The sequence below is a fragment of the Stenotrophomonas sp. ZAC14D2_NAIMI4_6 genome (genome assembly GCF_003086875.1).
Taxonomy (GTDB): domain Bacteria; phylum Pseudomonadota; class Gammaproteobacteria; order Xanthomonadales; family Xanthomonadaceae; genus Stenotrophomonas.
In genome coordinates, this window is sequence record NZ_CP025996.1 from 955,124 (window position 1) to 981,312 (window position 26,189).

A 26,189-nucleotide genomic window follows, 5' to 3' on the forward strand; every position below is an offset into this window, starting at 1 on the left:
AACGGGGAAGCTTCGGCTTCCCCGTTTTCGTTTGAATGACTACGGACACCGATGATCCACCTGCATTACATCGATGACGCGCTGCTGCTGGCCGAGAAGCCGGCCGGCCTGCTGTCCGTGCCGGGCCGCAGCGAGGAAAACCAGGACTGCGTGATCACACGCCTGCAGGCGGTATGCCCGGATGCACTGACCGTGCACCGGCTGGACCAGGTGACGTCGGGCCTGCTGCTGCATGCGCGCGGCAAGGCGATGCAGGCGGCGTTGTCGATGCAGTTCGAGCAACGACAGGTGGGCAAGCGTTACGAGGCCGTGCTGCAGGGCCTGCTGGCCGACGATGCCGGTGACGTGGACCTGCCGCTGATCGTGGATTGGCCGAACCGGCCGAAGCAGATGGTCGACCACGCGCGCGGCAAGCCGGCGCTGACGCGCTGGCAGGTGTTGGCGCGCGATGTGGAGGCGGGCACAACGCGCGTGGCGTTGGAGCCGGTGACCGGCCGCAGCCATCAGTTGCGCCTGCACATGGCCAGTCTTGGCCATCCCATCGTGGGTGACGTGCTGTACGGCGCCGCGCCGGCGCAGCGGGTGCATCTGCATGCGTGCGCGTTGGCGTTCACGCACCCGGTAACGGGTGCTGCACTGGCATTCGAGTCCGCGGCGCCGTTCTAGGGGCTTCGGCAGGGCTTGCAGCCCTGCACCTGCTGTAGAGTCGAGCCATGCTCGACTGAAGCAACAGCAAAAGCGGGCATTCGGTGGGATGGCGGGGCGGTGTGGGCTTGCAGGACACGCCGTAAACCCGTCCATGGGGGCTCGTAGGCGCCATCCATGGCGCCTGCGGTCCTGCAAGCCCACACCGCCCCGCCTCTGACAGATTCCTGTGGCTGTTGGTAGGTGTCGACCTTGGTCGTACATCCGGTACTACAACGAGAATCGTATCCGCTTGAAACTAAAGGGCTTGAGCCCCGTACAGTACCGGGAGCAGGCCGCGCTGGCCGCCTGATCCCCCACCTGTCCAACTTCAGGGGGTCATTTCATGGACGGGTTTACGGCGTACCCCGCAACCGGACCCAACCCGCCATCCCCAGGAAGCCAGCTTTTGACGTTGACGTTGACGTTGACGTTGACGTCAGCAGGTGCAGGGCTGCAAGCCCTGCAGAACACACCCACCCCCTACCAAGGTAGGGCGGCCCGGCCGCCAGCCCGGCACTATGCTCGAACCCATGACTTTGTCTGGGAGGGCTGCGTCATGAACTACGAAGAAACCTACCGCCGCTCGATCGACGAGCCGGAGGCATTCTGGGGCGAGGAAGCCAAGCGCATCCATTGGCATACGCCGCCAAAGCAGGTGCTCGATTACAGCAACCCGCCGTTCCGCCGCTGGTTCGTCGGCGGTGAAACCAATCTCTGCTACAACGCCGTCGATCGCCACCTGGCTGATCGCCCCGACCAGCTGGCGCTGGTGGCGGTGTCCACCGAAACCAACGTCACCCGCGAGATCACCTACCGCCAGCTCCATCGCGAAGTGAATGATTTCGCCGCGGTGCTGCAGCAACTGGGCGTGGGCAAGGGCGACCGGGTGGTGATCTACATGCCCAACATGGCCGAAGCCGTGTTCGCCATGCTGGCCTGCGCGCGCATCGGCGCGGTGCATTCGGTGGTGTTCGGTGGCTTTGCCGCGCACAACCTGGCACTGCGCATCGACGATGCCAAGCCCAGACTGCTGATCGCCGCCGACGCCGGCATGCGCGGTGGCAAGGTCATTCCGTACAAGGGCATGGTCGATGCCGCCTGTGCCGAGGCGGCCAATCCGCCGCCGCATGTGCTGATCGTCTCGCGCGGGCTGGATGCTGCCGAACCGCGCGTGCCGGGGCGCGATGTGGACTACGCCGAACTGCGCGCGCAGGTGGGTGAAGTGGATGTGCCGGTCACCTGGCTTGAATCGAGCGAGCCCAGCTATCTGCTCTACACCTCCGGCACCACCGGCAAGCCCAAGGGCGTGCAGCGCGATGTGGGCGGCTATGCGGTGGCCATGGCGCAGTCGATGGAAACGGTGTTCGACTGCCGTCCGGGCCAGGTGATGTTCTCCACCTCGGATGTGGGCTGGGCCGTCGGCCATTCCTACAACGTGTATGGCCCGCTGATCGGTGGCTGCACGTCACTGCTGTACGAAGGGCTGCCGACCAACCCGGACCCGGGCATCTGGTGGGCGCTGTGCGAGCAGTACGGCGTGCGCACGATGTTTTCCTCGCCTACGGCGATCCGCGTATTGAAGAAGCACGATGCCGACTTCATCCACCGCCATGACCTGGATGCACTGAAGTATCTGTTCCTGGCCGGCGAGCCGTTGGATGAGCCTACCGCGCACTGGATCAACGATGCGCTGGGCAAGCCGATCATCGACAACTACTGGCAGACCGAAACCGGTTGGCCGGCGCTGACCCTGCTGCCTGGGCTGGACATGAAGCCGGTGCGCTTCGGCTCGCCGGGCTTCCCCAACCTCGGTTACCGCATGAAGGTGATCGATGAGAACACGGGTGAAGAAGTCGCCGCTGGGCAGAAGGGCGTGCTGGTGGTCACCCCGCCGTTGCCGCCGGGCTGCATGAGCACGGTGTGGAACGACGATGCGCGTTTCATGCAGAGCTACTTCAGCCACTTCAAGGAACTGCTGTACAGCTCGCTGGACTGGGCGATCCGCGATGACGATGGCTACACCTTCATCCTCGGCCGCACTGACGATGTGATCAACGTGGCCGGCCACCGGCTGGGCACGCGTGAGATCGAGGAAGCCATTTCCGGCCACCCGCGCGTGGCCGAGGCGGCGGTGATCGGGGTGAAGGACGAGCTGAAGGGGCAGGTGCCGCTGGTGTTCGTCACCCTGAAGCAGGGCTTGCAGGGCGATGATCCGGCGCCGGTGGTGGCCGAGATGATGGCCGCCGTTACCGCTTCACTGGGTGCGGTGGCGCGGCCGGCGCACATCCATGTGGTCAACGCGCTGCCCAAGACCCGCTCGGGCAAGCTGCTGCGGCGCTCGCTGCAGGCGCTGGCCGAACAGCGCGATCCGGGCGATCTGTCCACCCTGGACGATCCGGGCGCGTTGGAAGAGATCCGCCGCGCGCTGGGGCGCTGACCGCTGCCCCGGTAGCGTCGAGCTTGCTCGACTGCTTCTGACAGGCCGGTAGAGTCGAGCTTGCCCGACTGCCCAGCCAAGAGCAGTCGAGCGAGCTCGACTCTACCGGGCGATCAGGGGCAGTCGAGCGAGCTCGACTCTACCGGGCGATCAGGGGCAGTCGAGCGAGCTCGACTCTACCTCCCCCGGAACATGCGCTAAGCTCGGCCTTGGGGAGCGCGCCCCGCAGGGCGCGCAGATACGGCGCACCAGGCAAGGGGGATGCATGGCATTGCTGCATGGCAAGACGGCCGCTGGCCGCCAGGAAATCGAAGACCGCGGCCGGCGCTTGCCGGCGGCGCTGCGTTCGCTGCTGCTGATGGTCGACGGGCAACGCAACGACACTGAACTGCAGGCGCTGTTCGAAGGCCTGCGTGCGCCACCGGATGCGCTGCAGCAGCTCAGCGCGATGGGCCTGATCGAGGTGGTCGGCGGCGCCGCCGACGTGGTGCCCACGCGCGGCATCAGCAGTGGGCGCGAACAGGATCCGGCGCTCTACCAGCAGCTGTATGACGCAATGAGCGAGGCGGTGCGCCGCCATCTGGGCCTGAAGGGCTACTTCCTGCAACTGAAGATCGAGCGCTGCAAGGATGCGCTGGCACTGGAGCGGCTGTGCCCGGAACTGCTTGCGGCCGTGGGCAGTGCGCGCAGCCCGGCACTGGCCCAGCGCTGGTGGCAGGAAACCCAGGCGCGCCTGGCCACCACCGTCGCCGGGGTCGTGCCCGGCTGATGCAGGGCGTACAGTGGCCTGCTCTTTCCACTGGAAGCGCCACGTGCAGGACGACATCGACGACACCGATACCCCCGGCTGGGATGCGATCAATGCGGCCCTGGCGCCGCTGTATGCCGGGCAGACGCCGCAGCATTTCGGCACGGCACTGCCCTATACGCTGGGCGGCCAGGATCCGCTGGATGGCATCAGCGTGTACTGGGCCGATGCGCCGCAACCGCATTGGCACTACGTGACCTACGGCTTTTCCGAGCTGTATGCGAAGGAAAGCAGCGATGCGCAGGTCAGTGGCTATGGGTTCGAGCTGACCTTCCGCCTGGCCGCCAGTGCCGGTGAAAGCGCCGGCAGCACCCCGCCGGTGTGGCCGATGAACCTGCTGCAGAACCTGGCGCGCTATGTGTTCGGCAGCGGCAACGTGTTCGAGGATGGCCACCATCTGAATGCCAACGGCCCGATCGCGCTGGAGACCGACACCCGCCTGTGCCACCTCGCCTTCGTGGCCGACCCGCAGCTGCCGCCGCGCGACACCGCCAACGGTCACCTGCAGTTCCTGCAGCTGGTTGGCTTGACCGACGAGGAAATGGAAGCGATCAAGCGCTGGTCCACCCGCGGCGTGCTGCAGGTGCTGCAGCCGGCGATGCCGCTGTGGATCAGCGATCTGCACCGCGGCAACCTGCTGGATGATCCGGTGCTGGCCGCGCAGGTGCAGGAAGGCAGCCAGCGCGAAGGGTCGACCACCGGCATGCTGTTCGTCGAGACGCTGCACTGGCGCCAGCAGGACGGCGTGACCACGCTGGTGCTCGGCGCGGGCCAGGTGCACAGCGTTGCCGAGCTGCTGGGTCTTCGCCTGCGTCACGGCAAGCCGCTGGAACTGGTCAGCGGTGAACGGCAGTGGACCTTCGCCCCGGGCGGGGCGGACGCTGCCACGGCGATCGGCGATGACAGCGCGTACTGGGTGCTGGACGAGGCCAGCCTGCAGGCGGCTGCGGCGCTTCCGGCGCAGCGCGGGGTCTACCCGCTGAACGCGGCGCTGAAGATCGAGGTGGTGCCAACCCAGCTGCGCGACGGCAAGGGCAACGTGATCCGCGAGATCGGTTGAGCGTAGCGGTGAAGCCGATGGGGTCGGAGCCGCCTGCTGCGCAGGCGGATCCGACCCCGCACTGGCATCAGGCCAGGCCTTCGGCCTTCAGCACGGCCTGCACGCCGGCGTCGGCGTCCATGCGCGCCTTGTAGGCGGCCAGGTTGTCCAGACCGGACAGGTCCACCTTGGTGCCGGCTGCCCAGCGCAGGGTGATGTAGAAGTACGGATCGGCGAAGCTGCGGAAACCGGCCAGCCAGGGCTTGTCGGCCAGCTGCTTGTCGGCGGTTTCGAACAGCGCGCGCAGGCGCTTGTGGGCGGCGGCACGGACCGCATCGTACTGGCCTTCGTCGGCAATGAACTTGCCCGGTGCGAACAGCGGCGAGAACGCCGGGTGCACGTCGGAATTGACGAAGGACAGCCAGCGGGCTGCTTCGGCGCGCTGGCGCGGGCTGCCATCGCCGCCCAGGCCGGCCTGCGGGAAGCTGTCGGCGATGTAGCCCATGATGGCGGCGTTCTGCACCAGCACGAAGTCGCCATCGACCAGCGCCGGGACGGCGCCTGCCGGATTGATCTTCAGGAATTCCGGACCCTTCAGGGTGTCCTTGTTCAGCAGTTCCACTTCGAACGGCTGGCCGGTCCACTGCAGGGCGATGTGGTCGGCGGTGGAGCAGGCACCGGGCTTGCTGTACAGCTTCATGGGAACTCCAGGGTAGGGCGTGGTGGAAACACCCACTATCCCAGAGCCCCGGCAGCGGCGGCAACGCTGCCGCCGGCAACAGATCGTTACGACTGGCGAGGCTTGAGGTTCTGCACCTTATAGAAGGTGTGATCGCCGATGGTGGCCACCTGGTAGGCGTTGCGCCAGTTCGGGCTGGCAATGGCCAGTGCGGCGAAGTGGCTGGCGCCGGGCACGATCTCGCGGCGTTCGCCGGCCGGCAGCGCCCAGTTGCGCTCGGCGTCGAAGGCCACGTTCATGGCTTCACTCCAGGCGGCATCGTTGCCCAGCTGGGTGCCGGGCGATACCAGGGTGGGCGCGAACTGCTTGCGCGCGGTCACCACCTGGCACATCGAATCGCCCCACAGCCCGCTGTCGAGGCGGCGCAGGGCCACTTCGGCCACGGCCTGCTGGCCGCGCAGGGTCTGGTCGCGGGCTTCCAGGTAAACGGTGGTGCTCAAACACAGCGAATCAGCCGCCGGCTGCGGCAACAACTGCGACAGCCAGAGAATCCAGGCCAGTTTCATATGACTCCTTGCTCCGTATGGGCCGCACCGCGCGGTTCCGGCTGCGGGGGGCGGCCGGGGGGCTGGGTACGACTTGGCGTGATGGGGAGGCGGCCATCGGGGCCGCCCCGTGGGCGGCCTCCAAAACATTGATCACGAACCGATCAGGGAGGACCGCACCGGCTCACCGGAAACTGGCTGGTGAGCGGAAAGATGGCGCAAGGTAGGGGGCTGTTACCGAACGCTTCCTGAATCGCTCGGCTTGACATTCAGCTTCGGGGGCGGTGACGGAAATCACATTTGCGCCCCCATTCATCTACAAATCAGAGCGCGGCGGCGACGCGACTGCCCTGATTGATCGCGCGTTTTGCATCCAGTTCTGCCGCCACGTCGGCACCGCCGATCAGCTGCGCGGTGATGCCCGCAGCGTCCAGTTCGGCCTGCAACGCGCGCTGCGGTTCCTGCCCGGCGCAGATCACCACGTGGTCCACCGGCAACAGCTGTTCGCTGCCGTCCACGCGGATGCGCAGGCCGGCATCGTCCACGCCCAGGTACTCCACGCCACCGAGCATGCGCACGCCCTTGGCCTTCAGCGTGGCGCGGTGGATCCAGCCGGTGGTCTTGCCCAGGCGGGCACCGGGCTTGCCGGGGCTGCGCTGCAGCAGCCACAGCCGCCGCGGCGAGGCTTCCACCACGGGCGTGGCCAGCGCGCCGCGCGCCTCGAAGCGGGCGTCCACGCCCCATTCGGCCATCCAGCGCTGCGGGTCCAGCGCAGGTGAGGGACCGTCATGGCTGAGGAATTCGCCCACGTCGAAGCCGATACCGCCGGCGCCGATGATCGCCGCGCTGGCGCCCACCTGCACCCGGCCCAGCAGCACGTCCAGGTAGTTCACCACCTTGGGGTGGTCGGCACCGGGGAAATCGACCCGGCGCGGCACGATGCCGGTGGCCAGCACCACGTGGTCGAAGCCGGCCAGCGCGGTGGCGTCGGCGCGGGTGCCCAGGCGTACGTCCACCCCGGTTTCGGCCAGCTTGTGGCGGAAGTAGCGCAGGGTCTCGTGGAACTCTTCCTTGCCGGGAATGCGCTTGGCCACGTTGAACTGGCCGCCGATCTCATCGCCGGCATCGAACAGGGTGACCTGGTGGCCACGCTCGGCGGCCACCGTGGCACAAGCCAGCCCGGCCGGCCCGGCGCCGACCACGGCGATCTTCTTCGGCGCAGCGGTGGGGCGGTAGACCAGTTCGGTTTCGTGCGCGGCGCGCGGGTTCACCAGGCAACTGGCCAGCTTGTTTTCGAACACATGGTCCAGGCAGGCCTGGTTGCAGGCAATGCAGGTATTGATGGCCTCCGGGCGGCCGGCGCGCGCCTTGTTCGTCCACTGCGGGTCGGCCAGCAGCGGGCGGGCCAGCGACACCATGTCGGCGCCGCCACTGGCCAGGATGCGCTCGGCAACGTCGGGCATGTTGATGCGGTTGGTGGCCACCAGCGGCACCTTCACGTGCGGCTTCAGCTTGGCGGTGACCCCGGCGAACGCGGCGCGCGGCACCGACGTGGCGATGGTGGGAATGCGCGCCTCATGCCAGCCGATGCCGGAATTGATGATCGTCGCGCCGGCGGCCTCGATGGCCTGGGCCTGCTGCACGATCTCTTCCCAGTTGCTGCCGTTGTCCACCAGGTCCACCAGCGACAGGCGGTAGATGATGATGAAATCCGGCCCGCAGGCCTCGCGGATGCGGCGCACGATTTCCACCGCAAAGCGCATGCGCTGGCTGGCATCGCCGCCCCAGCGGTCGCTGCGGGTGTTGGTGCGTGGGGCGATGAACTCGTTGATGAGGTAGCCCTCCGAACCCATCACTTCCACGCCGTCGTAGCCGGCCTCGCGGGCCAGCCGGGCGCTGCGCGCGTAATCGGCGATATGGCGCTCCACGCCGCTGGCCGACAGCGCGCGCGGGGTGAACGGGTTGATCGGTGCCTTCAGCTTCGAAGGTGCCACCGACAGGGGATGGTAGGCATAGCGCCCGGCATGCAGCAGCTGCAGGCAGATCTTCGCGCCGTGCTGGTGTGCGGCGGCGGTGAGCTGGCGGTGCGGGCGCACTTCCCAGGGCCAGGACAGCTTGCCGCCGAACGGCTTCAGCCAGCCGACCACGTTGGGCGCGAAGCCGCCGGTGACGATCAGGCCCACGCCGCCCTCGGCACGCTCGGCGAAGTAGGCGGCCAGGCGCGGGAAGTCACGGGCGCGGTCTTCCAGGCCGGTGTGCATCGAGCCCATCAGAACCCGGTTGCGCAGCTGGGTGAAGCCCAGGTCCAGCGGGGCGAACAGATTCGGGTAGGCGGTTTCGTTGGCTGGCGACATGTCGATACGCTTGCGTACGGAAGCGCGAAGCGTGCCGTGAAACGGCGGCCGGGGCAAGGGGCGCCGCGGCCGCGACCGATCACCCCACGCCGCGCTGCGCGCTCGCCGGGCGGGGGGCGGCGCCCGCCGCCGGGGCGCGGCCGATGCCGAACCAGCCCAGGGTGATGCCGCACAACGGCCCGATCAACACGGCGAAGGCCAGTGTGCCCAGGCCGACATCGCCGCCCAGCCACCAGCCCAGCAGCAGCACGCTGCCTTCAATCAGGCTGCGCACCTTCCAGATCGGCCAACCGGTACGGGCGTGCAGGCCGGTCATCAGGCCGTCGCGCGGGCCCGGGCCCAGGCGCGCGCCGATGTACAGCCCGGTGGCCAGGGCGACCAGCAGCAGACCCCCGGTGAACAGCGCAAGCTGCCAGCCCAGCGCGGTGGCCGGCGGCAGCAGCCACAGGCCGATCTGCGCCGAGGGCCCGATCAGCAGCACGTTCAGCACGGTGCCGGCGCCGGGCTTCTGCCGCAGCGGCCACCACAGAAGCAGCACCAGCGCGCCGATGGCGTTGGTGGCCAGACCGAACGACAGCGGCGTCTGCGCGGCGATGCCCTGCGACAGCACATCCCACGGGGCGACGCCGATGCCGGCGCGGATCATCAGGGCAGCACCAAAGCCGTACAGGAACAGGCCGGTGATCAACTGCAGCAGGCGCAGGGGCAGGGCGGTAGGCATGGGGGACTCGGGGATGGGGGAGGGCAACTGTTGCCACCGTAATCCCGAATTCCGCGCTGCAATAGATACAGATGCCGGGCAATCCGCGCACACAGTCGGCGGCATGGGGGTAGAGTCGAGCTTGCTCGACTGTCGTCTCGCGAAGTCGAGCAAGCTCGACTCTACCGGCCTTGTCAGTCGAGCAAGCTCGACTCTACCCGGCCGTTATTCCCAGCCGGACAGCGCCAGCTTGCCGATCGTGCGCCTGCTGGCCAGGCGCTCATGCGCTGCCTCCACGTTGGCGGCGTTGATGCTGCCCACCACTTCACTCAGGGTGCCGCGCAGCTGGCCGGCGTCGATCATGCTGGCTGCACGGTTGAGGATGCGGTGCTGTTCAATCTGGTCGGCGGTCTGGAATCGCGCGCGGGCGAACATGAATTCCCAGTGGATGCCGATGCACTTGGCCTTGTAGGGATCGCCGATGCGCAGCGGCCCGCGTGGCTCGACAATCAGCCCGACGTGGCCCTGCGGCGCCACGATCTGCCCCAGTTCGTCCCAGTAATGGTCGGTGTCAGCCAGGTTCAGGGCCACCTGCACGCTGTCCACGCCCAGGGCCTGCAACTGCGGCTGCAGGGGCTGGCGGTGGTCGATCACATGGGCCGCGCCCATCCGTCGGCACCAGTCCACGGACGCTTCGCGCGACGCTGTCGCAATAACCTCGAAACCGGCGTGCTGGGCCAGTTGGATCGCCATCGAGCCCACACCGCCGGCGCCGCCGATCACCAGCAGGCGTTGCCCGGCATGGCGGCGCCCGTCCAGCTGCAAGGGCATGCGCTGGAACAGCAGCTCCCACGCAGTGAGCGTGGTCAACGGCAGGGCGGCAGCTTCGGCGAAATCCAGCGTGGTGGGCTTGCGCGCCACCAGCCGTTCATCCACCCATTGGTACTGCGCGTTGCAGCCCGGGCGGGTCACGTCGCCGGCGTAATAGACCTCGTCGCCGGAAGCGAACAGGCTGGCCTCTTCACCGATCGCCTCCACCACCCCGGCCGCATCCCAGCCGAGTACCCGGGGCCGGTCGAGCATGGCCCCGGTGGTGGCCGCGCGCTGCTTGCCATCGACCGGGTTGACCGAGATCGCCTGCACCCGCACCAGCAGATCACGCCCCCGCGGAGGCAGGGGCGGAGGCAACTGCACATCCTGCAGCGCAGGCAGAGATTCACGACACAGGGCGACGGCTTTCATCATGACTCCGGCTCGGTTCGTGCGTTCATCATAAGGTTCCTCACCTCGATGGGCGCGCGCTGAATCGTCGCGAGTTTCCCTTTTCCACAGTTGTCACATTGTGTCCTTAATGCCCCTCAAACCCTTGTGCCACGGGGGTATTGCGGATTTTCATGATCCTGTATAGGGTTTCAACGTCGGACCGGTGGCTGGTCGGGTACGACGCTTCACATGTTACGGGACTGTTAACATGACCTTCACCCGCCTGAGCATAATGTTCGCGGCGGTGGCGTGCTGAATCGGCTGTCTGAACATCGACGCAGTAGTGCTGGCCCATGCCTCTACCGGTTTCATACCCCCGAAATAGGAGCTGTACTCAATGAACAAGAAGATCCTTACTGCCGCGCTGCTGGGCGGTCTGGCTTTCGCCCAGGCTGCGTCGGCGCAGGAGTTCGATGACCGCTGGTACCTGACCGGTTCGGCTGGCTTCAACTTCCAGGACAGCGACCGTCTGACCAATGATGCCCCGTTCGTCACCCTGGGTCTGGGCAAGTTCATCAGCCCGAACTGGTCGCTGGACGGTGAGCTGAACTACCAGAACCCGAACTTCGACGCCAACCAGGATCTGAACTGGTCGCAGTACGGCGTGTCGTTCGACCTGCGTCGCCACTTCATCCAGGAAGGCCGCGGCTGGAACCCGTACATCGTCGGTGGCCTGGGCTACCAGAAGTCCGAGGAAGAGTACGCTGCCCTGGACAACAACGGTCCGCGTGAGCGCAAGGACGGCAACCTGTCGGCCAAGCTGGGCGTCGGCCTGCAGACCACCTTCGAAAAGCGCGTTGCTGTCCGCGCCGAAGTGGCCTACCGCGCTGATTTCGACGACCAGAGCGTTGCCGCTCGCGACGAAAGCTGGTTCGGCGACGTGCTGGCTTCGGTCGGCGTCGTGATCCCGCTGGGCCCGGCCCCGGTGGCTGCTGCCCCGGCTCCGGCTCCGGTTGCCCCGAGCTGCGCCGACCTGGACGACGACGGTGACGGCGTCAACAACTGCGACGACAAGTGCCCGAACTCGCAGCCGGGTCAGACCATCGGTCCGGACGGTTGCCCGGTGCCGGTCTCGATCGACCTGAAGGGCGTGAACTTCGACTTCGACAAGTCGAACCTGCGTCCGGACGCTGTGGCCATCCTGTCGGAAGCTTCGGAAATCCTGAAGCGTTACCCGGATCTGCGCGTTGAAGTGGCCGGTCACACCGACTCGAAGGGTACCGACGCTTACAACCAGAAGCTGTCCGAGCGTCGCGCCACCGCGGTGTACAACTACCTGACCCAGAACGGCGTGGACGCTTCGCGTCTGGTCGGCCCGATCGGCTACGGCGAGAGCCGTCCGATTGCTCCGAACACCAACCCGGATGGTTCGGACAACCCGGAAGGTCGCGCCAAGAACCGTCGTACCGAGCTGAACGTCCAGAACTAAGTTCTGACGCTCTGCCAGTAAGACACAGCAGGACCCGGCTTCGGCCGGGTCTTGTTGTTTGTGGAGCCAGGGAATGTGCGGGTACCGCGCAAAGACAACCGTCCATCGGCTTTTTTTCCAGAAAACCAACAAGTTGCCGTATTCATTGAAGGTTCCGCTTGAAAGCTGTGGCGGCATTGCTAAACTCGCCGCGTCACTTCCTTTCGTGGATGCCCCTCATGTTGCGCTCTGCATCGGCCGCCGTTCTGGCGCTGGCCCTGGTTCCCGCTGCCCACGCCGCGGTTGATTGCTCGGTCAACACCAGCGCGTCGCCGCTGCCCCTGCCGGCCACCGCCATCGCGCCGGTGGCCGACGAGCTGTACATCCGCGGCAGCCAGCTGGGCATGTCCGCCGGCGTGCTGGGCAGCAGCTACGATCCGTCGCAGTCGCTGGACCAGGTGCTGCAGCGTCTGCGCATCGATGGCTGCCAGAACATTGCCAAGGCCATTCCGAGTGCGCCGGCGGTGAAGCCGAACGACCCGGCCGCGTACAAGCCGCAGACCGAGTTCGACAACACGCCGTGGCGCTTTGACATGAGCCAGAACGGCAAGCGCATGACCGCCGAAGAGTTCGACGCCTGGATGAAGGCGCGCGGCGTGCGTGTGGTCAAGGCACGCCCGGCACCGGCCGCGGCGCCGGCGGCCGCCACCGAAGCACCGGCTGAAACCAAGCCGGGCGAGAAGAAGTAAGCCGCGCGGGGAGCAGAGGCTTGCGCACGCGCCGCCCACCTGCCACCCCCGCCGCCCGCGCCCACGCACCGCGTGGGCGTGCGAATGCCACTGCGGCACCGGCCGGGGTTCGCCATGGCCTGGCCCGCGTGTTGTCCAAGGCGGGCGTCTGCTCGCGTACCGAAGCCGCGCGCTGGATTGCCGAAGGGCGCGTGCGCGTGTCCGGGCGCATCGTGCGTGACCCCGAATTCCCGATTGCCAGCCCGGCACCGCCGATCGAGGTGGATGGCCAGCCGCTGGCGCCGCCGCAGCGCCTGTACCTGATGTTGAACAAGCCGCGCGGGGTGGTGACCACCGCCCAGGACGAGCGTGGGCGCGACACGGTGTACCGCTGTTTCGATGGTGCCGGCCTGCCGTGGATCGCCCCGGTGGGGCGCCTGGACAAGGCCAGTGAAGGGCTGCTGCTGTTCAGCAACGACCCGCAATGGGCCGCGCGCCTGACCGATCCGCAGACCGGGCCGGACAAGACCTATCACGTGCAGACCGACCGCCTGCCCGACGACGCCACCCTGGCGGCGCTGCAGGCCGGTATTGAAGACGAGGGCGAGTTCCTGGTGGCCCGTGCCGTGCGCGTCCTGCGCAGCGGCGACAAGACCGCGTGGCTGGAGGTGGTGCTCGACGAGGGCCGCAACCGCCATATCCGTCGCCTGTTGGCGGCCTTCGACCTGCAGGTGTTGCGCCTGGTCCGGGTCGCGATCGGCGGGCTGGTGCTTGGCGATCTCGGCAAGGGGCAATGGCGGGAGCTGCAGGTCAGCGACCAGCAGCAGCTTGTGGCTGCTGCACCGGGCTGAAGTCCGGCCCACGGCTGGCCGCGGCCAGCCACCGTTCCAGGCGTAGGGGGCGCCTGGTTTTCGATTTACTTGAACGGAGTGTGCCCATGTACCCGACCCTCAACCGAACCCTGCGCTGCGCCGGCCTGCTGTTGCCGCTGGCCGTGCTGACCGCCTGCAGCGGCCACAAGAAGGTGGCCAAGGCCGAAACCCCGGCCGAGGCGCCGGTGGTGGAGGTAAAGACCCCGGAACTGGATGGCCGCGGCAGCTACCGCTTCATGATGAGCAACGGCGACCAGAAGATGACCGCCGACCAGTTCGACGCCTGGATGAAGGCCAACGGCATCCGCGTGGCCAAGGGCAACGCGCAGGACGCCGCCGCCAAGCCGGTGGTGGTGGCCAGCAAGGACGAACCGAAGGACAAGAAGAAAAAGAAGAAGTAAGCACCGGCAGGTGCCGACCTTTAAGCCCCGGTAGGTGCCGACCTTGGTCGGCACGCTATGCGCGGTGGGGTCAGCACGCCATCAGGCCCGGTAGGTGCCGACCTTGGTCGGCACGCTCTGCTTGATGGGGTCAGAGCCCTTTCCTGCGGAAAGGGATCCGACCCCGGACCTGATCAACCCTTGATCACGCCCAGTTCCACGCCGATGCGGGTGAACGCATCGATCGCGCGGTCCAGGTGCTCGCGGGTGTGGGCGGCACTGATCTGGGTGCGGATGCGCGCCTGGCCCTTGGGCACCACCGGGAAGAAGAAGCCGATCGCGTAGATGCCTTCTTCCAGCAGGCGCTCGGCGAACTTCTGCGCCAGCGGTGCGTCGTACAGCATCACCGGGCTGATCGGATGCACGCCCGGCTTCACGTCGAAACCGGCGGCGACCATCTTTTCGCGGAAGTAGGTGGTGTTCTGCACCAGCGTGCTGCGCAGATCATCGGCGGCGGCCAGCATCTCGAAAGCCTTGATGCCGGCGGCCACCACGTGCGGCGGCAGCGAGTTGGAGAACAGGTACGGGCGCGAACGCTGGCGCAGCAGTTCGATCACTTCGGCGCTGGCGCAGGTGAAACCGCCGAGCGCGCCGCCCATGGCCTTGCCCAGGGTGCCGGTGATGATGTCGATCTTTTCCAGCACGCCCTTCACTTCGGCCGAGCCGCGACCGCTGGCACCGAGGAAGCCGGTGGCGTGGCATTCGTCGATGTGCACCAGTGCGTTGTACTTCTTCGCCAGCGCGGTGATTTCGTCCAGCGGGGCGATGAAGCCGTCCATCGAGAACACGCCGTCGGTGGTGATCAGCTTGGTCTTGCAGCCGGCCGCATCGGCGGCCTGCAGCTGCGCTTCCAGGTCGGCCATGTCGCAGTTGGCGTAGCGGAAGCGCTTGGCCTTGCACAGGCGCACGCCGTCGATGATCGAGGCGTGGTTCAGTGCGTCGGAAATGATCGCGTCGTTCTCGCCGAGCAGCGGTTCGAACAGACCGCCGTTGGCGTCGAAGCAGGCCGCGTACAGGATCGTGTCCTGCTTGCCGAAGAAGTCGGCAATCTGCTTTTCCAGCTGCTTGTGCAGGTCCTGGGTGCCGCAGATGAAGCGCACCGAGGCCATGCCGAAGCCGTGGCTGTCCAGCGCGTCCTTGGCGGCCTGGATCAGGTCCGGGTGGTCGGCAAGGCCCAGGTAGTTGTTGGCGCAGAAGTTCAGCACGGTGCGGCCATCGTCGAGGGTGATCTCGGCCGACTGCGGGCTGGTGATGATCCGCTCGGACTTGAACAGGCCTTGGGCGCGGATGGCGTCCAGTTCGTCGGCGTAATGGCGGGTCAGGGCGGAGGAGGCGTCGGTCATGGCGTGGGCACGGCTCAGCACGGGAAACCACCGATTCTACCGGGCAACCCGGGCCGTCGACCGGGCAGGGCGCGCCACCGCCATGGCCGGCACATGTTGCATCGCAATAGCAAACGGGTTAAAAATTCGTGAACCGGCCCTGTCTGGCCCGGTTGCCGCTTCCGCCTTCCACGCCACCGCCCCCCACCGGAGACGCCCATGAAGCACGCCCGTGCCTGCCTGTCCCTTGCCGCCGCCCTTGCCCTGGCCCCGTTTGCCGCCAGCGCCCAGGAGGCCGAGTCGCCTTACAGCTGGAATGTCACCGCTGTTTCCGATTACCTGTTCCGTGGCGTATCGCAGACCGACGAAGATCCGACCCTGCAGGCCGGCTTCACCTACACCAGCCCGGTCGGCCTGTATGCCGGCGTGTGGGGTTCGGGCGTGGATTTCGGCCCGGGCGACCCGAGCGTCGAAGTGGACTACCAGATCGGCTACGGCATTGACGCTACCGAGCGCCTGAACTTCGATGTGCTGCTGAACCGCTACACCTATCCCGGTGCCAGCGAGCTGAACTACAACGAGCTGATCACCACCACCACGCTGGATGACACCTACAAGCTGACGGTGGCCTACAGCAACGACGTGTGGAACAGCAGCACCGATGGCTGGTACTACGCGCTGGGCGGCGAGTGGGGCCTGCCGCAGGACTTCACGCTGAGCGCCAATGTCGGCCGCAGCACCTTCGAAAAGGGCATCGCCAAGGATTACACCGACTGGAACGTCGGCGTCAGCCGCCAGTTCGGCATGTTCAACGTGGGCCTGGGCTACTACGGCACCGACAGCGACGGCCGCTACAACTCCGGCAAGCTGGCGCACAGCCGCGTGATGCTGTCGGTTGCCATCGGCAACTGATCCGACGCTGCTGTCGTCCACGAAAAAGGCGCCCGATGGGCGCCTTTTTCACTACCGGAGCGTGCCGAGCAAGCTCGGCACCTACCATTCGCGCGCGGAACCGAGGATCAGTTCCAGCTGAGCACGACCTTGCCGGCCTTGCCTTCTTCCATCAGGTCGAAGCCCTTCTGGAAATCGTCGATCGGCAGCTGGTGGGTCATCACCTTGCCCAGCGGGAAGCCGGACAGCACCAGCTGGGTCATCTTGTACCAGGTCTCGTACATCTTGCGGCCGTAGATGCCCTGCACGGTCAGGCCCTTGAAGATGATCTTGTCCCAGTCGCAGCCGGCGCCCTTGGGCATGATGCCGAGCATGGCGATCTTGCCGCCGTGGTACATGCAGTCGAGCATGTCGTTGAACGCGCGCGGGTTGCCGCTCATTTCCAGGCCCACGTCGAAGCCCTCCATGTGCAGTTCCTTCATCACGTCCTTCAGCGACTGGTTGGCGACGTTCACCACGCGGGTGGCGCCCATGTCGGCGGCCAGCTTCAGGCGGAAGTCGTTGACGTCGGTGACCACCACGTTGCGCGCACCGATGTGCTTGCAGATGCCGGCGGCGATGATGCCGATCGGGCCTGCGCCGGTGATCAGCACGTCCTCGCCGATGACGTCGAATTCCAGCGCGCAGTGCGCGGCATTGCCGTACGGGTCGAAGAAGGCGGCCAGCTCGGACGGGATCTGGTCGGGGATCGGCCACAGGTTGCTGGCCGGCATCACCATGTATTCGGCGAAGGCGCCGTTGACGTTGACGCCGATGCCGACGGTGTTCGGGCACAGGTGCGGGCGGCCGCCGCGGCAGTTGCGGCAGTGGCCGCAGACGATGTGGCCTTCGGCCGAGACGCGCTGGCCGATTTCATAGCCGGTGACGGCCGAGCCGAGTCCGGCGATGCGGCCGACGAACTCGTGGCCGATGGTCAGGCCCGGCTTGATGGTGCGCTGGCTCCACTCGTCCCACAGGTAGATATGCAGGTCGGTACCGCAGATGGCGGTCTTTTCCAGCTTGATCAGCACCTCGTTCGGGCCCGGGGTCGGAACCGGAACCTCTTCCAGCCAGATGCCCTTGGCGGCTTCGCGCTTGACCAGGGCCTTCATCGTTTGCTGCGCCATCGGGTGGAACTCGTCAGGGGGAAAACGCGGATTATAGAGCGCTGGGCGCAATTCCCATGTTGCGCTGCGGGTGCGCAGCACCCCCGGCAGCGCCAGGCCCTGCCCGGCGCCCATGCCCGGCGGGAAGGCCCGCGCAGCCCATGACTTCCGGGCATCGGGCGGGGCAGGGGGCTGGGCTACACTCGGCGGTTCTTTCACCAGGGGCTGCTCGATGCGCTCGAACCTGCTTGCATTCTCCGTCGTCGCCAGCCTCGGGCTGGTCCAGGTCGCCCATGCCGCCGAAGGCATGTGGGTGCCGCAGCAGCTGCCGGAAATCGCCGGCCCGCTGCAGAAGGCCGGCCTGAAGCTGTCCCCGCAGCAGCTGGCCGACCTGACCGGCGACCCGATGGGCGCGGTGGTTGCGCTGGGCGGCTGCACCGCCAGCTTCGTCTCCCCGCAGGGCCTGGTGGTGACCAACCACCACTGTGCCTACGGCGCCATCCAGCTCAATTCGACCGCGCAGAAGAACCTGATCAAGGACGGCTTCAACGCGCCGACCCTGAAGGACGAACTGAGCGCCGGCCCGAACGCACGCGTGTTCGTGCTTGACCAGATCACCGACGTCACCGCCCAGGCCAAGGCCGCCATTGCCGCCGCCGGCAAGGACCCGCTCGCCCGCAGCCGCGCGCTGGATGCCTTCGACAAGGCCCAGGTGGCCGCCTGTGAAGCCGACGCCGGCTTCCGCTGCCGCCTGTACTCGTTCAGCGGCGGCAACACCTACCGCCTGTTCCGCAACATGGAAATCAAGGACGTGCGCCTGGTCTACGCGCCCCCGGGCAGCGTCGGCAAGTTCGGTGGCGACATCGACAACTGGATGTGGCCGCGCCACACCGGCGATTTCTCGTTCTACCGCGCTTACGTCGGCAAGGACGGCAAGCCGGCGGCATTCTCGGCCGACAACGTGCCCTACCAGCCCAAGCACTTCCTGAAGTTCGCCGACCAGCCGCTGGGCGCCGACGACTTCGTGATGGTGGCCGGTTACCCGGGCCGCACCAACCGCTACGCGCTGGCCGGTGAGTTCAACGAAACCGCCAGCTTCACCTACCCGACCATCGCCCGCCACTACAACGCGGTGCTGAAGATGATCGACGAGGCCGGCAAGGCCGACCCGGACGTGAAGGTGAAGTACGCCGCCACCGCGGCCAGCATGAACAACGTGGCCAAGAACTACCAGGGCCAGCTGGAAGGCTTCAAGCGCATCGACGCGGCCGGCCAGAAGCAGGCCGAAGAAGCGGCCGTGCTGGCCTGGCTGAAGAAGCAGGGCGCCGCCGGCAAGCCGGCACTGGCCGCGCACGCGCAGCTGATCCAGCACCTGGCCACCAGCAAGGCCACCCGTGAACGCGATCTGTTCGTGGGCCAGTTCAACAACACTTCGGCGGTGGGCGCGGCCATCACCCTGTACCGCCTGTCGATCGAACGCAGCAAGCCGGACGCCGAGCGCGAAGCCGGTTTCCAGCAGCGTGACCTGACCACCATCGAAGGTGGCCTGAAGCAGATGGACCGCCGCTACGTGGCGAAGATGGACCAGCAGCTGCAGACCTACTGGCTGGACCAGTACGTGGCCCTGCCGGCCGCGCAGCGCGACAACGAAGTGCTGAACAAGTGGCTGGGTGGCAGCAACGAGGCCGCCGTGAAGTCGCTGGTGGGCAAGCTGTCGGGCACCGAGCTGGGCAGCCTGGACACGCGCCTGAAGTGGTTCAACGCCGACCGCGCGGCCTTTGAAGCCAGCACCGATCCGGCCATCCAGTACGCCGTGGCAGTGATGCCGGCGCTGCTGAAGCAGGAAGAGCAGAAGAAGATCCGCGAGGGCGAATCGCTGACGGCCCGTCCGCTGTACCTGCAGGCCGTGGCCGACTACAAGAAGAGCCAGGGCGAGTTCGTCTACCCCGATGCCAACCTGTCGCTGCGCATCACCTTCGGCAACGTGATGGGCTACGGCAAGGACGGTGTGCAGTACACCCCGTTCACCACCCTGGAAGGCGTGGCCGCCAAGGAAACCGGCGAAGACCCGTTCGATTCGCCGAAGGCGCTGCTGGATGCGGTCAAGGCCAAGCGTTACGGTGGCCTGGAAGACAAGCGCATCGGTTCGGTGCCGGTGAACTTCCTGTCCAACCTGGATATCACCGGTGGCAACTCGGGTTCGCCGGTGCTGGATGCGCACGGCAAGCTGGTCGGCCTGGCCTTCGACGGCAACTGGGAATCGGTCAGCTCCAACTGGGTGTTCGACCCGGTGATGACCCGCATGATTGCCGTGGACAGCCGCTACATGCAGTGGATCATGCAGGAAGTGGCGCCGGCGCCGCAGCTGCTGAAGGAACTGAACCTGGCGAAATAAGGTAGTGCCGGCCGCTGGCCGGCAACGCCACCGGCGGATCATCCACGCATGGCGTGGATCTACCAACCCCGCGACCGACGTCGCGGGGTTTTTTCATGCCCGGTCCGGCCCGGTGCGCCGAACAGGTATCATCCCTGTTCCGCGTACTTCACAGGATGTGAACGAAACGGAATCTTCCTCCCCCCAGGACCCCTTGTTCGCATGCGCATCCTGCTTGCCCGTCACGGCGAAACGCCGTGGAACGCCGAAGGCCGCTACCAGGGCCAGATCGACATCCCGCTTTCGCCCATCGGCGAAGCCCAGGCCCAGGCTCTGGGCGCCCGTCTTGCTTCGGTGGACATCACCCGTGCGGTGGCCTCGCCGCTGTCGCGCGCCCAGCTGACCGCCCAGCTTGCCCTGGGTGCCGACCGCGCCGGCATGCTGCAGACCGAACCGGATCTGCAGGAAATCGCCCACGGTGAGTGGGAAGGCCTGCTGGCCAGCGAGATCAACGAAAAAGACCCGTCGCGCCTGAAGGCCTGGCGCGAGGAACCCGATACCGTGCTGATGCCGGGCGGCGAATCGCTGCGCCTGGTGCTGGAGCGCAGCTGGCGTGGCCTGGCCCGTGCCGCTGAAGGCCTGGGCGAGCACGACACCCTGCTGGTGGTCGCCCACGACGCAGTGAACCGGGTGATCCTGTGCAAGGTGCTGGGCCTGCCGATTTCCCGCCTGTGGACCTTCCGCCAGGCGCCGACCACCCTGAACCTGCTCGAAGGCGCCGACCTGGACAGCCTGGAAGTGGTGCGCCTGAACGATTGCGCCCACCACACGCCGTTCTTCGGCGAAGCCAAGCACCGCGCGCTGTAAACCCTTCCAACGAACCACCTGCTGCTGCTGGAACCCTTGCCGTGACGAACACCCCGACCACCCTGGCCGACTGGCTGGACTACATTGAACGCCAGCACCCGGCGAGCATCGACATGGGCCTGGAGCGCGTGCGCAGCGTGGCCGCGGCGATGGGCCTGGGCGCACCGGCCGGGCGCACCATCGTGGTCGGTGGCACCAACGGCAAGGGTTCCACCGTCGCCTTCATCGAAGCCATCGCCCGCGCCGCCGGCTGGAAGGTTGGCGCCTACACCTCGCCGCACCTGCTGCGCTACAACGAGCGCGTGCGCATCGATGGCCAGGACGTGGACGATGCCGCGCTGGTGGCGGCGTTCAACGCGGTGGAAGCGGCGCGCGGGCAGACCACCTTGACCTATTTCGAGTACGGCACGCTGGCCGCGCTGCACCTGTTCGCGGCGGCCGGGCTGGATCTGGCCGTGCTGGAAGTGGGGTTGGGTGGTCGCCTGGACGCGGTGAACATCGTCGATGCGGATGTGTCGGTGATCACCACCGTGGATATCGACCACGCCGAATGGCTGGGCGAGGACCGCGAAGCCATCGGCGCCGAGAAGGCCGGCATCATCCGTGGCTGGAAGCCGGTGATCCTGGCCGAGACCGATCCGCCGTCCAGCGTGCTGGCCCGTGCCTATCTGCTGGGTGCCAATGCCATCCGCGGTGGCAGCGACTACTTCTACGAACCGATCGATGCGCAGCGCTGGCGCTGGCGCGATGTCGGCACCCGCCTGGAGCTGCCGACCCCGGCGCTGGCTGGCCCGATCCAGCTGGCCAATGCCGGCGCGGCGATCGCCGCCCTGCGCGCGCTGGACAAGCCGGTGCCGCGCGCGGCCTGGGCCGAAGGCGTGGCCGCCGCGCGCATTGCCGGCCGCCTGCAGGCGTTCGAGCGCGATGGCGTGCAGATCCGGGTGGATGTGGGCCACAACCCGCAGGCGGCCGGGCAGCTGGCCCGCGCGCTGAAGGCCGAAGTCGTGCCTGGCCGCACCCTGGCGGTGTACGCCGCGCTGCAGGACAAGGACGCGGTGGGCGTGGTGAACGCGCTGCAGGACGTGGTGACGCAGTGGACCCTGGCCGGCCTGGACGGCGCCCGTGGGCAGAGCGCGCAGCAGCTGCAGGCGCGCCTGGCTGACACCGCCGCGGCAGCGGCCCCGCGGGCCGACAGCGTCGAGCAGGCCCTGCAGCAGGTGCTGGCGCAGGCGCAGCGCGGCGATCGCGTGCTGGTGTTCGGCTCGTTCCACACCGCGGCACAGGCGCTGGCGTGGCTGCAGGCCTCGGCCTGACCCGCGTTCAGCCGACGCCGACGCCGTTTCGCCCGGCACCCGTATAATCGACCCAACTCCCGCCTGTCGCCTGCCTCACGTGGATACACCCCTGAAACAGCGTTTGATTGGCGCCATCGTCCTGGTGGCCTTGGCCGTGATCTTCCTGCCGATGCTGGTCAAGGGGCCGGCCCCGGACAGCGGTGTGGCCAATGTGCCGATCACCGCGCCCGATGCGCCGGGCGATGGCCAGTTCGAAACCCGTGAGCTGCCTCTGGTGGCTCCGGCAGGCGGCGCCACCGGCCTGCAGAGTGGCCAGGCCCGTGCGCTGGACGAAGCGGCCGCACCGGCCACCCCGCCCACCGTGGACACCTCGCCGGCCGTTGCCGCCGGCAACTACGCGGTCACCTTCGGCGCCTACGCCAGCCAGGCCGATGCCGAGGCGGTGATCGCCTACCTGAAGCGCTCGCAGCTGCCGGGCTTCTCGGACACCACCACCATCAATGGTCGCGCGGCGTGGCGGGTGCGCGTGGGGCCGTATGCCGATCGTGCCCAGGCCGAAGCGGCCCGGTTGCAGGCGGTGAAGGTGCGGGCCGACGTGAAGGCCGAAGTGATCACCCTGGACGCGGCTCCGGCGGCAGCCGTTGCCGCCAGCCCGGCGGCGACCGCGCCCAGCGCCAGTACCCCGGTGGCCGCACCGTCTTCGGCCGCCACGGCCAACCCGGTGCGCAGCGAAGCCCTGCCGGCCAGCACGCCGGTGGCGGCAGCGCCGAAGCCCGAAGCGCCCAAGCCGGCACCGAAGCCGGAAGCGCCGAAGCCTGAAACCCCGAAGCCGCAGCCCAAGCCCGAGGCCAGCGCTGCGGCCAAGCCGGCACCGGCAACGCCCGCGGCGCCTGCGGCCAGCAGCGTCGGTTTCGCCGTGCAGCTGGGGGCCTTCGGCCAGGCCAATGACGCAAATGCCTTGCGCGACAAGGTGCGTGCGGCCGGTTTCAGCGCCTTCGTCGAGCAGGTGCGCACCGACAAGGGCACCCTGCACCGGGTGCGCGTGGGGCCCGTGGCCAACCGCGCCGACGCCGACCAGCTGAAGGCCCAGGTGGCCGCCAAGGTCGGCGTGGCCGGCATGGTGCGCCCGCACCCATGACCTGTCCGCCGCCTCGTTGCCAGCGCCGCCGAAGGAGCGGGGCGCCATGATCGACGTGGTGCTGCTGATCGTGATCGCCGCCTCCACCCTGCTGGGGTTGCTGCGCGGCTTTGTGAGCATCGTCATCGGCACGGTGTCGTGGCTGGTGGCGGCCTGGGCGGCCTTCGCCTTCGGCAATGATGCCGCCCGCTGGTGGGCGGCCCCGGCCGCCCCCGGCGGCGAACACTTCGTCGGTGGCTATCTGGGCGTCGGCATCGGCGTGATGATCGTGGTGGCCGTGATCGGCATGGTCATCAAGCACATCGTCCACCGCAACATGCTGGGCAGCCTGGACCGCCTGCTGGGCGGGGTGCTGGGCGCCGTGCGCGGCGGCCTGATCGCCGCCATCCTGCTGCTGCTGGGCAGCTTCACCCCATTGGCCGCCGAACGGTCGTGGCAGGCCTCGGCCATCCGCCCGGTGCTGAACCCGGCCGTGGCCTGGATGAACAGCAAACTGCCGCACTGGCAGGTGCCCGGTGCCGATCTGCTGCCCAAGGCCTTGCCGATGGACGCTTTGTCCCCATCTGCGTTGATGGAACTGGGCAAGAGCGCCGGCGCCGATTTGGGCAAGCCGGGCGCGACAGGCGATAATGGCATCCTCAACCAGGTAGTGGCGGGCAGCGGATGGCTGCGGCCCGCGAAAGCGGAACAGGGCGAAGCATACGATCCGGCCGAAGTGCGCCCGGATGCCCCTGCACTGCCGGGCAACATCGAGCCGGACGATCCGGCCAACGTCGACCGCAGGCGCGGCGACCACTAAAGGCCAGGCACGGCCACCTTCCTTGTAACTGGGCACTGCCCAGCGGAGACCTCGCACCATGTGTGGCATCGTCGGAATCGTCGGCAACCAGAACGTCGCCGGGCAGTTGTATGACGGCTTGACCGTCCTCCAGCACCGTGGCCAGGACGCGGCAGGCATCGCCACCGCCAGCGGCAGCCGCCTGCGGGTGCAGAAGGCCACCGGCCTGGTCCGCGATGTGTTCGATGCGCGCACCATGTCCACCCTGGAAGGCAGCGTCGGCATCGCCCATGTGCGCTACCCGACCGCCGGTTCGGAGGGCATGGACGAGGCGCAGCCGTTCTACGTCAACTCGCCCTACGGCATCGCCCTGGCCCACAACGGCAACCTGATCAATACCGAAGCCCTGCGCCAGCAGGTGTTCGAGCAGGACCGCCGCAACGTCAACACCGATTCGGACAGCGAAGTGCTGCTGAACGTGTTCGCCTACGAACTGGAACAGCAGCGCCAGCTGAGCCCGGAAGCGGCGATCCGCGCGGTGGCCGGCGTGCACCGTCGCTGCAAGGGTGGCTATGCCGTGGTCAGCGTGGTGCTGGGCCTGGGCCTGGTCGCCTTCCGCGATCCGCACGGCATCCGCCCGCTGGTGCTGGGCAAGCGCAGCCACGCCGAAGGCGATGAGTACATCGTGGCCTCCGAATCGGCGGCGCTGGACATCCTCGGTTTCCAGCGCGTGCGTGATGTGCAGCCCGGCGAAGCGCTGGTGATCACCGCGCGCGGCGAGCTGTTCTCGGAAATCTGCGCCGAGCCGGCCGAGCACACCCCGTGCATCTTCGAGTACGTGTACTTTGCCCGCCCCGATTCGATGATCGACAACGTGTCGGTGCACAAGGCGCGCATGCGCATGGGCATCAAGCTGGGCGAGAAGATCCTGCGCCTGCGCCCGGACCACGACATCGACACCATCATTCCGATTCCCGATACCTCGCGTGACGCCGCGCTGGAAATTTCCAACGTGCTGGGCGTGAAGTACCGCGAAGGCTTCATCAAGAACCGCTACGTCGGCCGCACCTTCATCATGCCGGGGCAGGGCGAGCGGGTGAAATCGGTGCGCCGCAAGCTGAACCCGATCCACCTGGAATTCCGCAACCGCGTGGTGCTGCTGGTGGATGATTCCATCGTGCGCGGCACCACCAGCCAGCAGATCGTGCAGATGGCGCGCGACGCCGGTGCCCGCAAGGTCTACCTGGCCAGCGCCGCACCGCCGGTGCGCTTCCCCAACATCTACGGCATCGACATGCCGGCCGCCGAAGAGCTGGTGGCGCACAACCGCAGCGTGGAAGAGATCGAGGCGCACCTGGGCTGCGACTGGCTGATCTACCAGGACATCGAAGACATGGAAGCGGCGGTGCGCGAAGGTAACGCCGCACTGCAGAACTTCGATTCGTCGTGCTTCAACGGGCATTACCCCACCGGTATCGAGCCGGGCTATTTCGAGCGCATCCAGCAGTTGCGTTCGGACGATGCCAAGCACAAGCGCCGCGCCTGAGGCGCAGCCGGTGGTTGACCTGCCCGACGCAGGCGGTGACCTGCTGCGCGCCGCGCAGCAGTGTCTGGCCGAAGCCGATCCGCTGCGCAAGGTGGCACTGACCCAGGCCTACGCAGCGGCCTTCCGCAGCGGACGCCTGAAGGTGCCGGCCGATGCGCCGCCGCCCGAGCCGATCCGCATGCCCGGGCGGCCGCCGCAGCTGCGGCTGGTGCATCCGCGCGAAGTGCCGCGGCGCGGGTTGGGTGGCGTGGAAGGGCGGGCTGCCTTCATCCACGCCATCGCCCATATCGAACTGAACGCCATCGACCTGGCCTGGGATGCGGTCTACCGCTTCCGTGGCCTGCCGCCGGCCTTCCACGCCGACTGGGTCAGTTGCGCCGACGACGAATCGCGCCACTTCATGCTGCTGCGCGAACGCCTGTTGGCGCATGGCCACGAATACGCCGATTTCCCCGCCCATAACGGCTTGTGGGAAATGTGTGAGAAGACCGCCCACGACGGCCTGGCACGCATGGCGCTGGTGCCGCGCGTGCTGGAAGCGCGTGGCCTGGACGTGACGCCGGGCATGATCGAGAAGCTGCGCAACGTCGGCGATGCTGCTACCGCTGATGTCCTGCAAGTGATCCTGCGCGAGGAAGTGGCCCACGTGGCCGCCGGTTCGCGCTGGTACCGCTGGTACTGCGATCGCGCCGGCGTCGAGCCGCGTGCGCGCTTCAAAGCATTGCTGCAGGAGTTCGCCGGCGGTTACCTGCATGGGCCGTTCAATCTGGAAGCGCGGCTGCTGGCCGGTTTCGATGAAGACGAGCTGGCCAATCTGGTGGAACAGGCCGGCTGAGCCGCAGGGCAGGGCGTCCATCCACGCATGTATCGGTA

At 67.5% G+C, this 26,189-nt stretch carries 23 protein-coding genes and 1 pseudogene; 17 read left to right on the top strand and 7 right to left on the bottom strand.

Going from position 1 to position 26,189, the window contains the following annotated elements; all coding sequences use genetic code 11:
- The first annotated feature begins 51 nt into the window (after positions 1 to 51).
- From C1933_RS04215 to C1933_RS04235, 5 genes and pseudogenes are all read left to right on the top strand, one after another.
- Positions 52 to 666: an RluA family pseudouridine synthase gene (locus C1933_RS04215; protein WP_108752282.1), complete on the top strand. Its 615-nt coding sequence runs from the start codon at positions 52 to 54 to the stop codon at positions 664 to 666.
- A 235-nt stretch (positions 667 to 901) separates the two neighbouring features.
- A pseudogene (locus C1933_RS04220) lies at positions 902 to 997 on the top strand (IS3 family transposase); the annotation flags it as partial.
- 246 nt (positions 998 to 1,243) lie between these two features.
- Entirely contained in the window at positions 1,244 to 3,124 is a 1,881-nt protein-coding gene (gene prpE / locus C1933_RS04225; RefSeq protein ID WP_108752283.1) for a propionate--CoA ligase, read from the top strand.
- 265 nt (positions 3,125 to 3,389) lie between these two features.
- Positions 3,390 to 3,893, top strand: coding sequence for a hypothetical protein (locus C1933_RS04230; protein ID WP_108752284.1), 504 nt, complete (start codon positions 3,390 to 3,392; stop codon positions 3,891 to 3,893).
- Positions 3,894 to 3,936: 43 nt separating this feature from the next.
- A complete protein-coding gene (locus tag C1933_RS04235; RefSeq protein WP_108752285.1) occupies positions 3,937 to 4,992 on the top strand; it encodes a suppressor of fused domain protein in 1,056 nt (351 codons plus the stop codon).
- 67 nt (positions 4,993 to 5,059) lie between these two features.
- Here the strand turns inward: C1933_RS04235 and C1933_RS04240 are convergent, their stop codons facing one another.
- The 5 genes from C1933_RS04240 to C1933_RS04260 form a co-directional block, all read right to left on the bottom strand.
- A complete protein-coding gene (locus C1933_RS04240; protein WP_108752286.1) occupies positions 5,060 to 5,671 on the bottom strand; it encodes a glutathione S-transferase N-terminal domain-containing protein in 612 nt (203 codons plus the stop codon).
- 86 nt (positions 5,672 to 5,757) lie between these two features.
- Positions 5,758 to 6,216 carry a cell wall hydrolase gene (locus C1933_RS04245; RefSeq protein WP_108748678.1) on the bottom strand — a complete coding sequence of 153 codons (459 nt, stop codon included), beginning with the start codon at positions 6,214 to 6,216 and terminating at the stop codon, positions 5,758 to 5,760.
- 302 nt (positions 6,217 to 6,518) lie between these two features.
- On the bottom strand, positions 6,519 to 8,549 hold the full coding sequence (locus tag C1933_RS04250) for an NADPH-dependent 2,4-dienoyl-CoA reductase (RefSeq protein ID WP_108752287.1): 2,031 nt from the start codon (positions 8,547 to 8,549) through the stop codon (positions 6,519 to 6,521).
- Between the two features lie 79 nt (positions 8,550 to 8,628).
- On the bottom strand, positions 8,629 to 9,270 hold the full coding sequence (locus C1933_RS04255) for a hypothetical protein (RefSeq protein ID WP_108752288.1): 642 nt from the start codon (positions 9,268 to 9,270) through the stop codon (positions 8,629 to 8,631).
- Between the two features lie 204 nt (positions 9,271 to 9,474).
- On the bottom strand, positions 9,475 to 10,491 hold the full coding sequence (locus C1933_RS04260; protein WP_108754733.1) for a zinc-binding alcohol dehydrogenase family protein: 1,017 nt from the start codon (positions 10,489 to 10,491) through the stop codon (positions 9,475 to 9,477).
- Between the two features lie 358 nt (positions 10,492 to 10,849).
- On the opposite strand from C1933_RS04260, the gene C1933_RS04265 reads away from it, so the two are divergent.
- From C1933_RS04265 to C1933_RS04280, 4 genes are all read left to right on the top strand, one after another.
- Positions 10,850 to 11,941 carry an OmpA family protein gene (locus C1933_RS04265; protein WP_108752289.1) on the top strand — a complete coding sequence of 364 codons (1,092 nt, stop codon included), beginning with the start codon at positions 10,850 to 10,852 and terminating at the stop codon, positions 11,939 to 11,941.
- A 218-nt stretch (positions 11,942 to 12,159) separates the two neighbouring features.
- Positions 12,160 to 12,669, top strand: coding sequence for a hypothetical protein (locus tag C1933_RS04270; protein WP_108752290.1), 510 nt, complete (start codon positions 12,160 to 12,162; stop codon positions 12,667 to 12,669).
- A gap of 20 nt (positions 12,670 to 12,689) precedes the next feature.
- Positions 12,690 to 13,499: a pseudouridine synthase gene (locus C1933_RS04275; protein WP_108752291.1), complete on the top strand. Its 810-nt coding sequence runs from the start codon at positions 12,690 to 12,692 to the stop codon at positions 13,497 to 13,499.
- Positions 13,500 to 13,585: 86 nt separating this feature from the next.
- Positions 13,586 to 13,921, top strand: coding sequence for a hypothetical protein (locus C1933_RS04280; RefSeq protein WP_108752292.1), 336 nt, complete (start codon positions 13,586 to 13,588; stop codon positions 13,919 to 13,921).
- A 173-nt stretch (positions 13,922 to 14,094) separates the two neighbouring features.
- Here the strand turns inward: C1933_RS04280 and kbl are convergent, their stop codons facing one another.
- On the bottom strand, positions 14,095 to 15,303 hold the full coding sequence (kbl, locus tag C1933_RS04285; protein ID WP_108752293.1) for a glycine C-acetyltransferase: 1,209 nt from the start codon (positions 15,301 to 15,303) through the stop codon (positions 14,095 to 14,097).
- A 198-nt stretch (positions 15,304 to 15,501) separates the two neighbouring features.
- Between kbl and C1933_RS04290 the strand changes: the two genes are divergently transcribed.
- The gene (locus C1933_RS04290) at positions 15,502 to 16,194 is read left to right on the top strand and encodes a TorF family putative porin (protein WP_108752294.1); all 693 of its coding nucleotides are present in this window, start codon (positions 15,502 to 15,504) and stop codon (positions 16,192 to 16,194) included.
- Between the two features lie 107 nt (positions 16,195 to 16,301).
- Here the strand turns inward: C1933_RS04290 and tdh are convergent, their stop codons facing one another.
- Positions 16,302 to 17,324, bottom strand: a complete 1,023-nt coding sequence (tdh, locus tag C1933_RS04295; RefSeq protein ID WP_108752295.1) for an L-threonine 3-dehydrogenase — start codon at positions 17,322 to 17,324, stop codon at positions 16,302 to 16,304.
- Positions 17,325 to 17,550: 226 nt separating this feature from the next.
- Between tdh and C1933_RS04300 the strand changes: the two genes are divergently transcribed.
- From C1933_RS04300 to C1933_RS04330, 7 genes are all read left to right on the top strand, one after another.
- Positions 17,551 to 19,713 (top strand): S46 family peptidase, encoded by a 2,163-nt coding sequence (locus C1933_RS04300; RefSeq protein ID WP_108752296.1) that lies wholly within the window; start codon positions 17,551 to 17,553, stop codon positions 19,711 to 19,713.
- 201 nt (positions 19,714 to 19,914) lie between these two features.
- Positions 19,915 to 20,559, top strand: coding sequence for a histidine phosphatase family protein (locus tag C1933_RS04305; RefSeq protein WP_079220782.1), 645 nt, complete (start codon positions 19,915 to 19,917; stop codon positions 20,557 to 20,559).
- Positions 20,560 to 20,600: 41 nt separating this feature from the next.
- The gene (folC, locus tag C1933_RS04310) at positions 20,601 to 21,872 is read left to right on the top strand and encodes a bifunctional tetrahydrofolate synthase/dihydrofolate synthase (RefSeq protein WP_108752297.1); all 1,272 of its coding nucleotides are present in this window, start codon (positions 20,601 to 20,603) and stop codon (positions 21,870 to 21,872) included.
- A gap of 79 nt (positions 21,873 to 21,951) precedes the next feature.
- Positions 21,952 to 22,992: an SPOR domain-containing protein gene (locus C1933_RS04315; RefSeq protein WP_108752298.1), complete on the top strand. Its 1,041-nt coding sequence runs from the start codon at positions 21,952 to 21,954 to the stop codon at positions 22,990 to 22,992.
- Between the two features lie 46 nt (positions 22,993 to 23,038).
- Entirely contained in the window at positions 23,039 to 23,791 is a 753-nt protein-coding gene (locus tag C1933_RS04320; protein ID WP_233614963.1) for a CvpA family protein, read from the top strand.
- Positions 23,792 to 23,849: 58 nt separating this feature from the next.
- Entirely contained in the window at positions 23,850 to 25,316 is a 1,467-nt protein-coding gene (gene purF / locus C1933_RS04325) for an amidophosphoribosyltransferase (protein ID WP_108752299.1), read from the top strand.
- Positions 25,317 to 25,326: 10 nt separating this feature from the next.
- On the top strand, positions 25,327 to 26,151 hold the full coding sequence (locus C1933_RS04330) for a ferritin-like domain-containing protein (RefSeq protein ID WP_108752300.1): 825 nt from the start codon (positions 25,327 to 25,329) through the stop codon (positions 26,149 to 26,151).
- Positions 26,152 to 26,189: the final 38 nt, after the last annotated feature.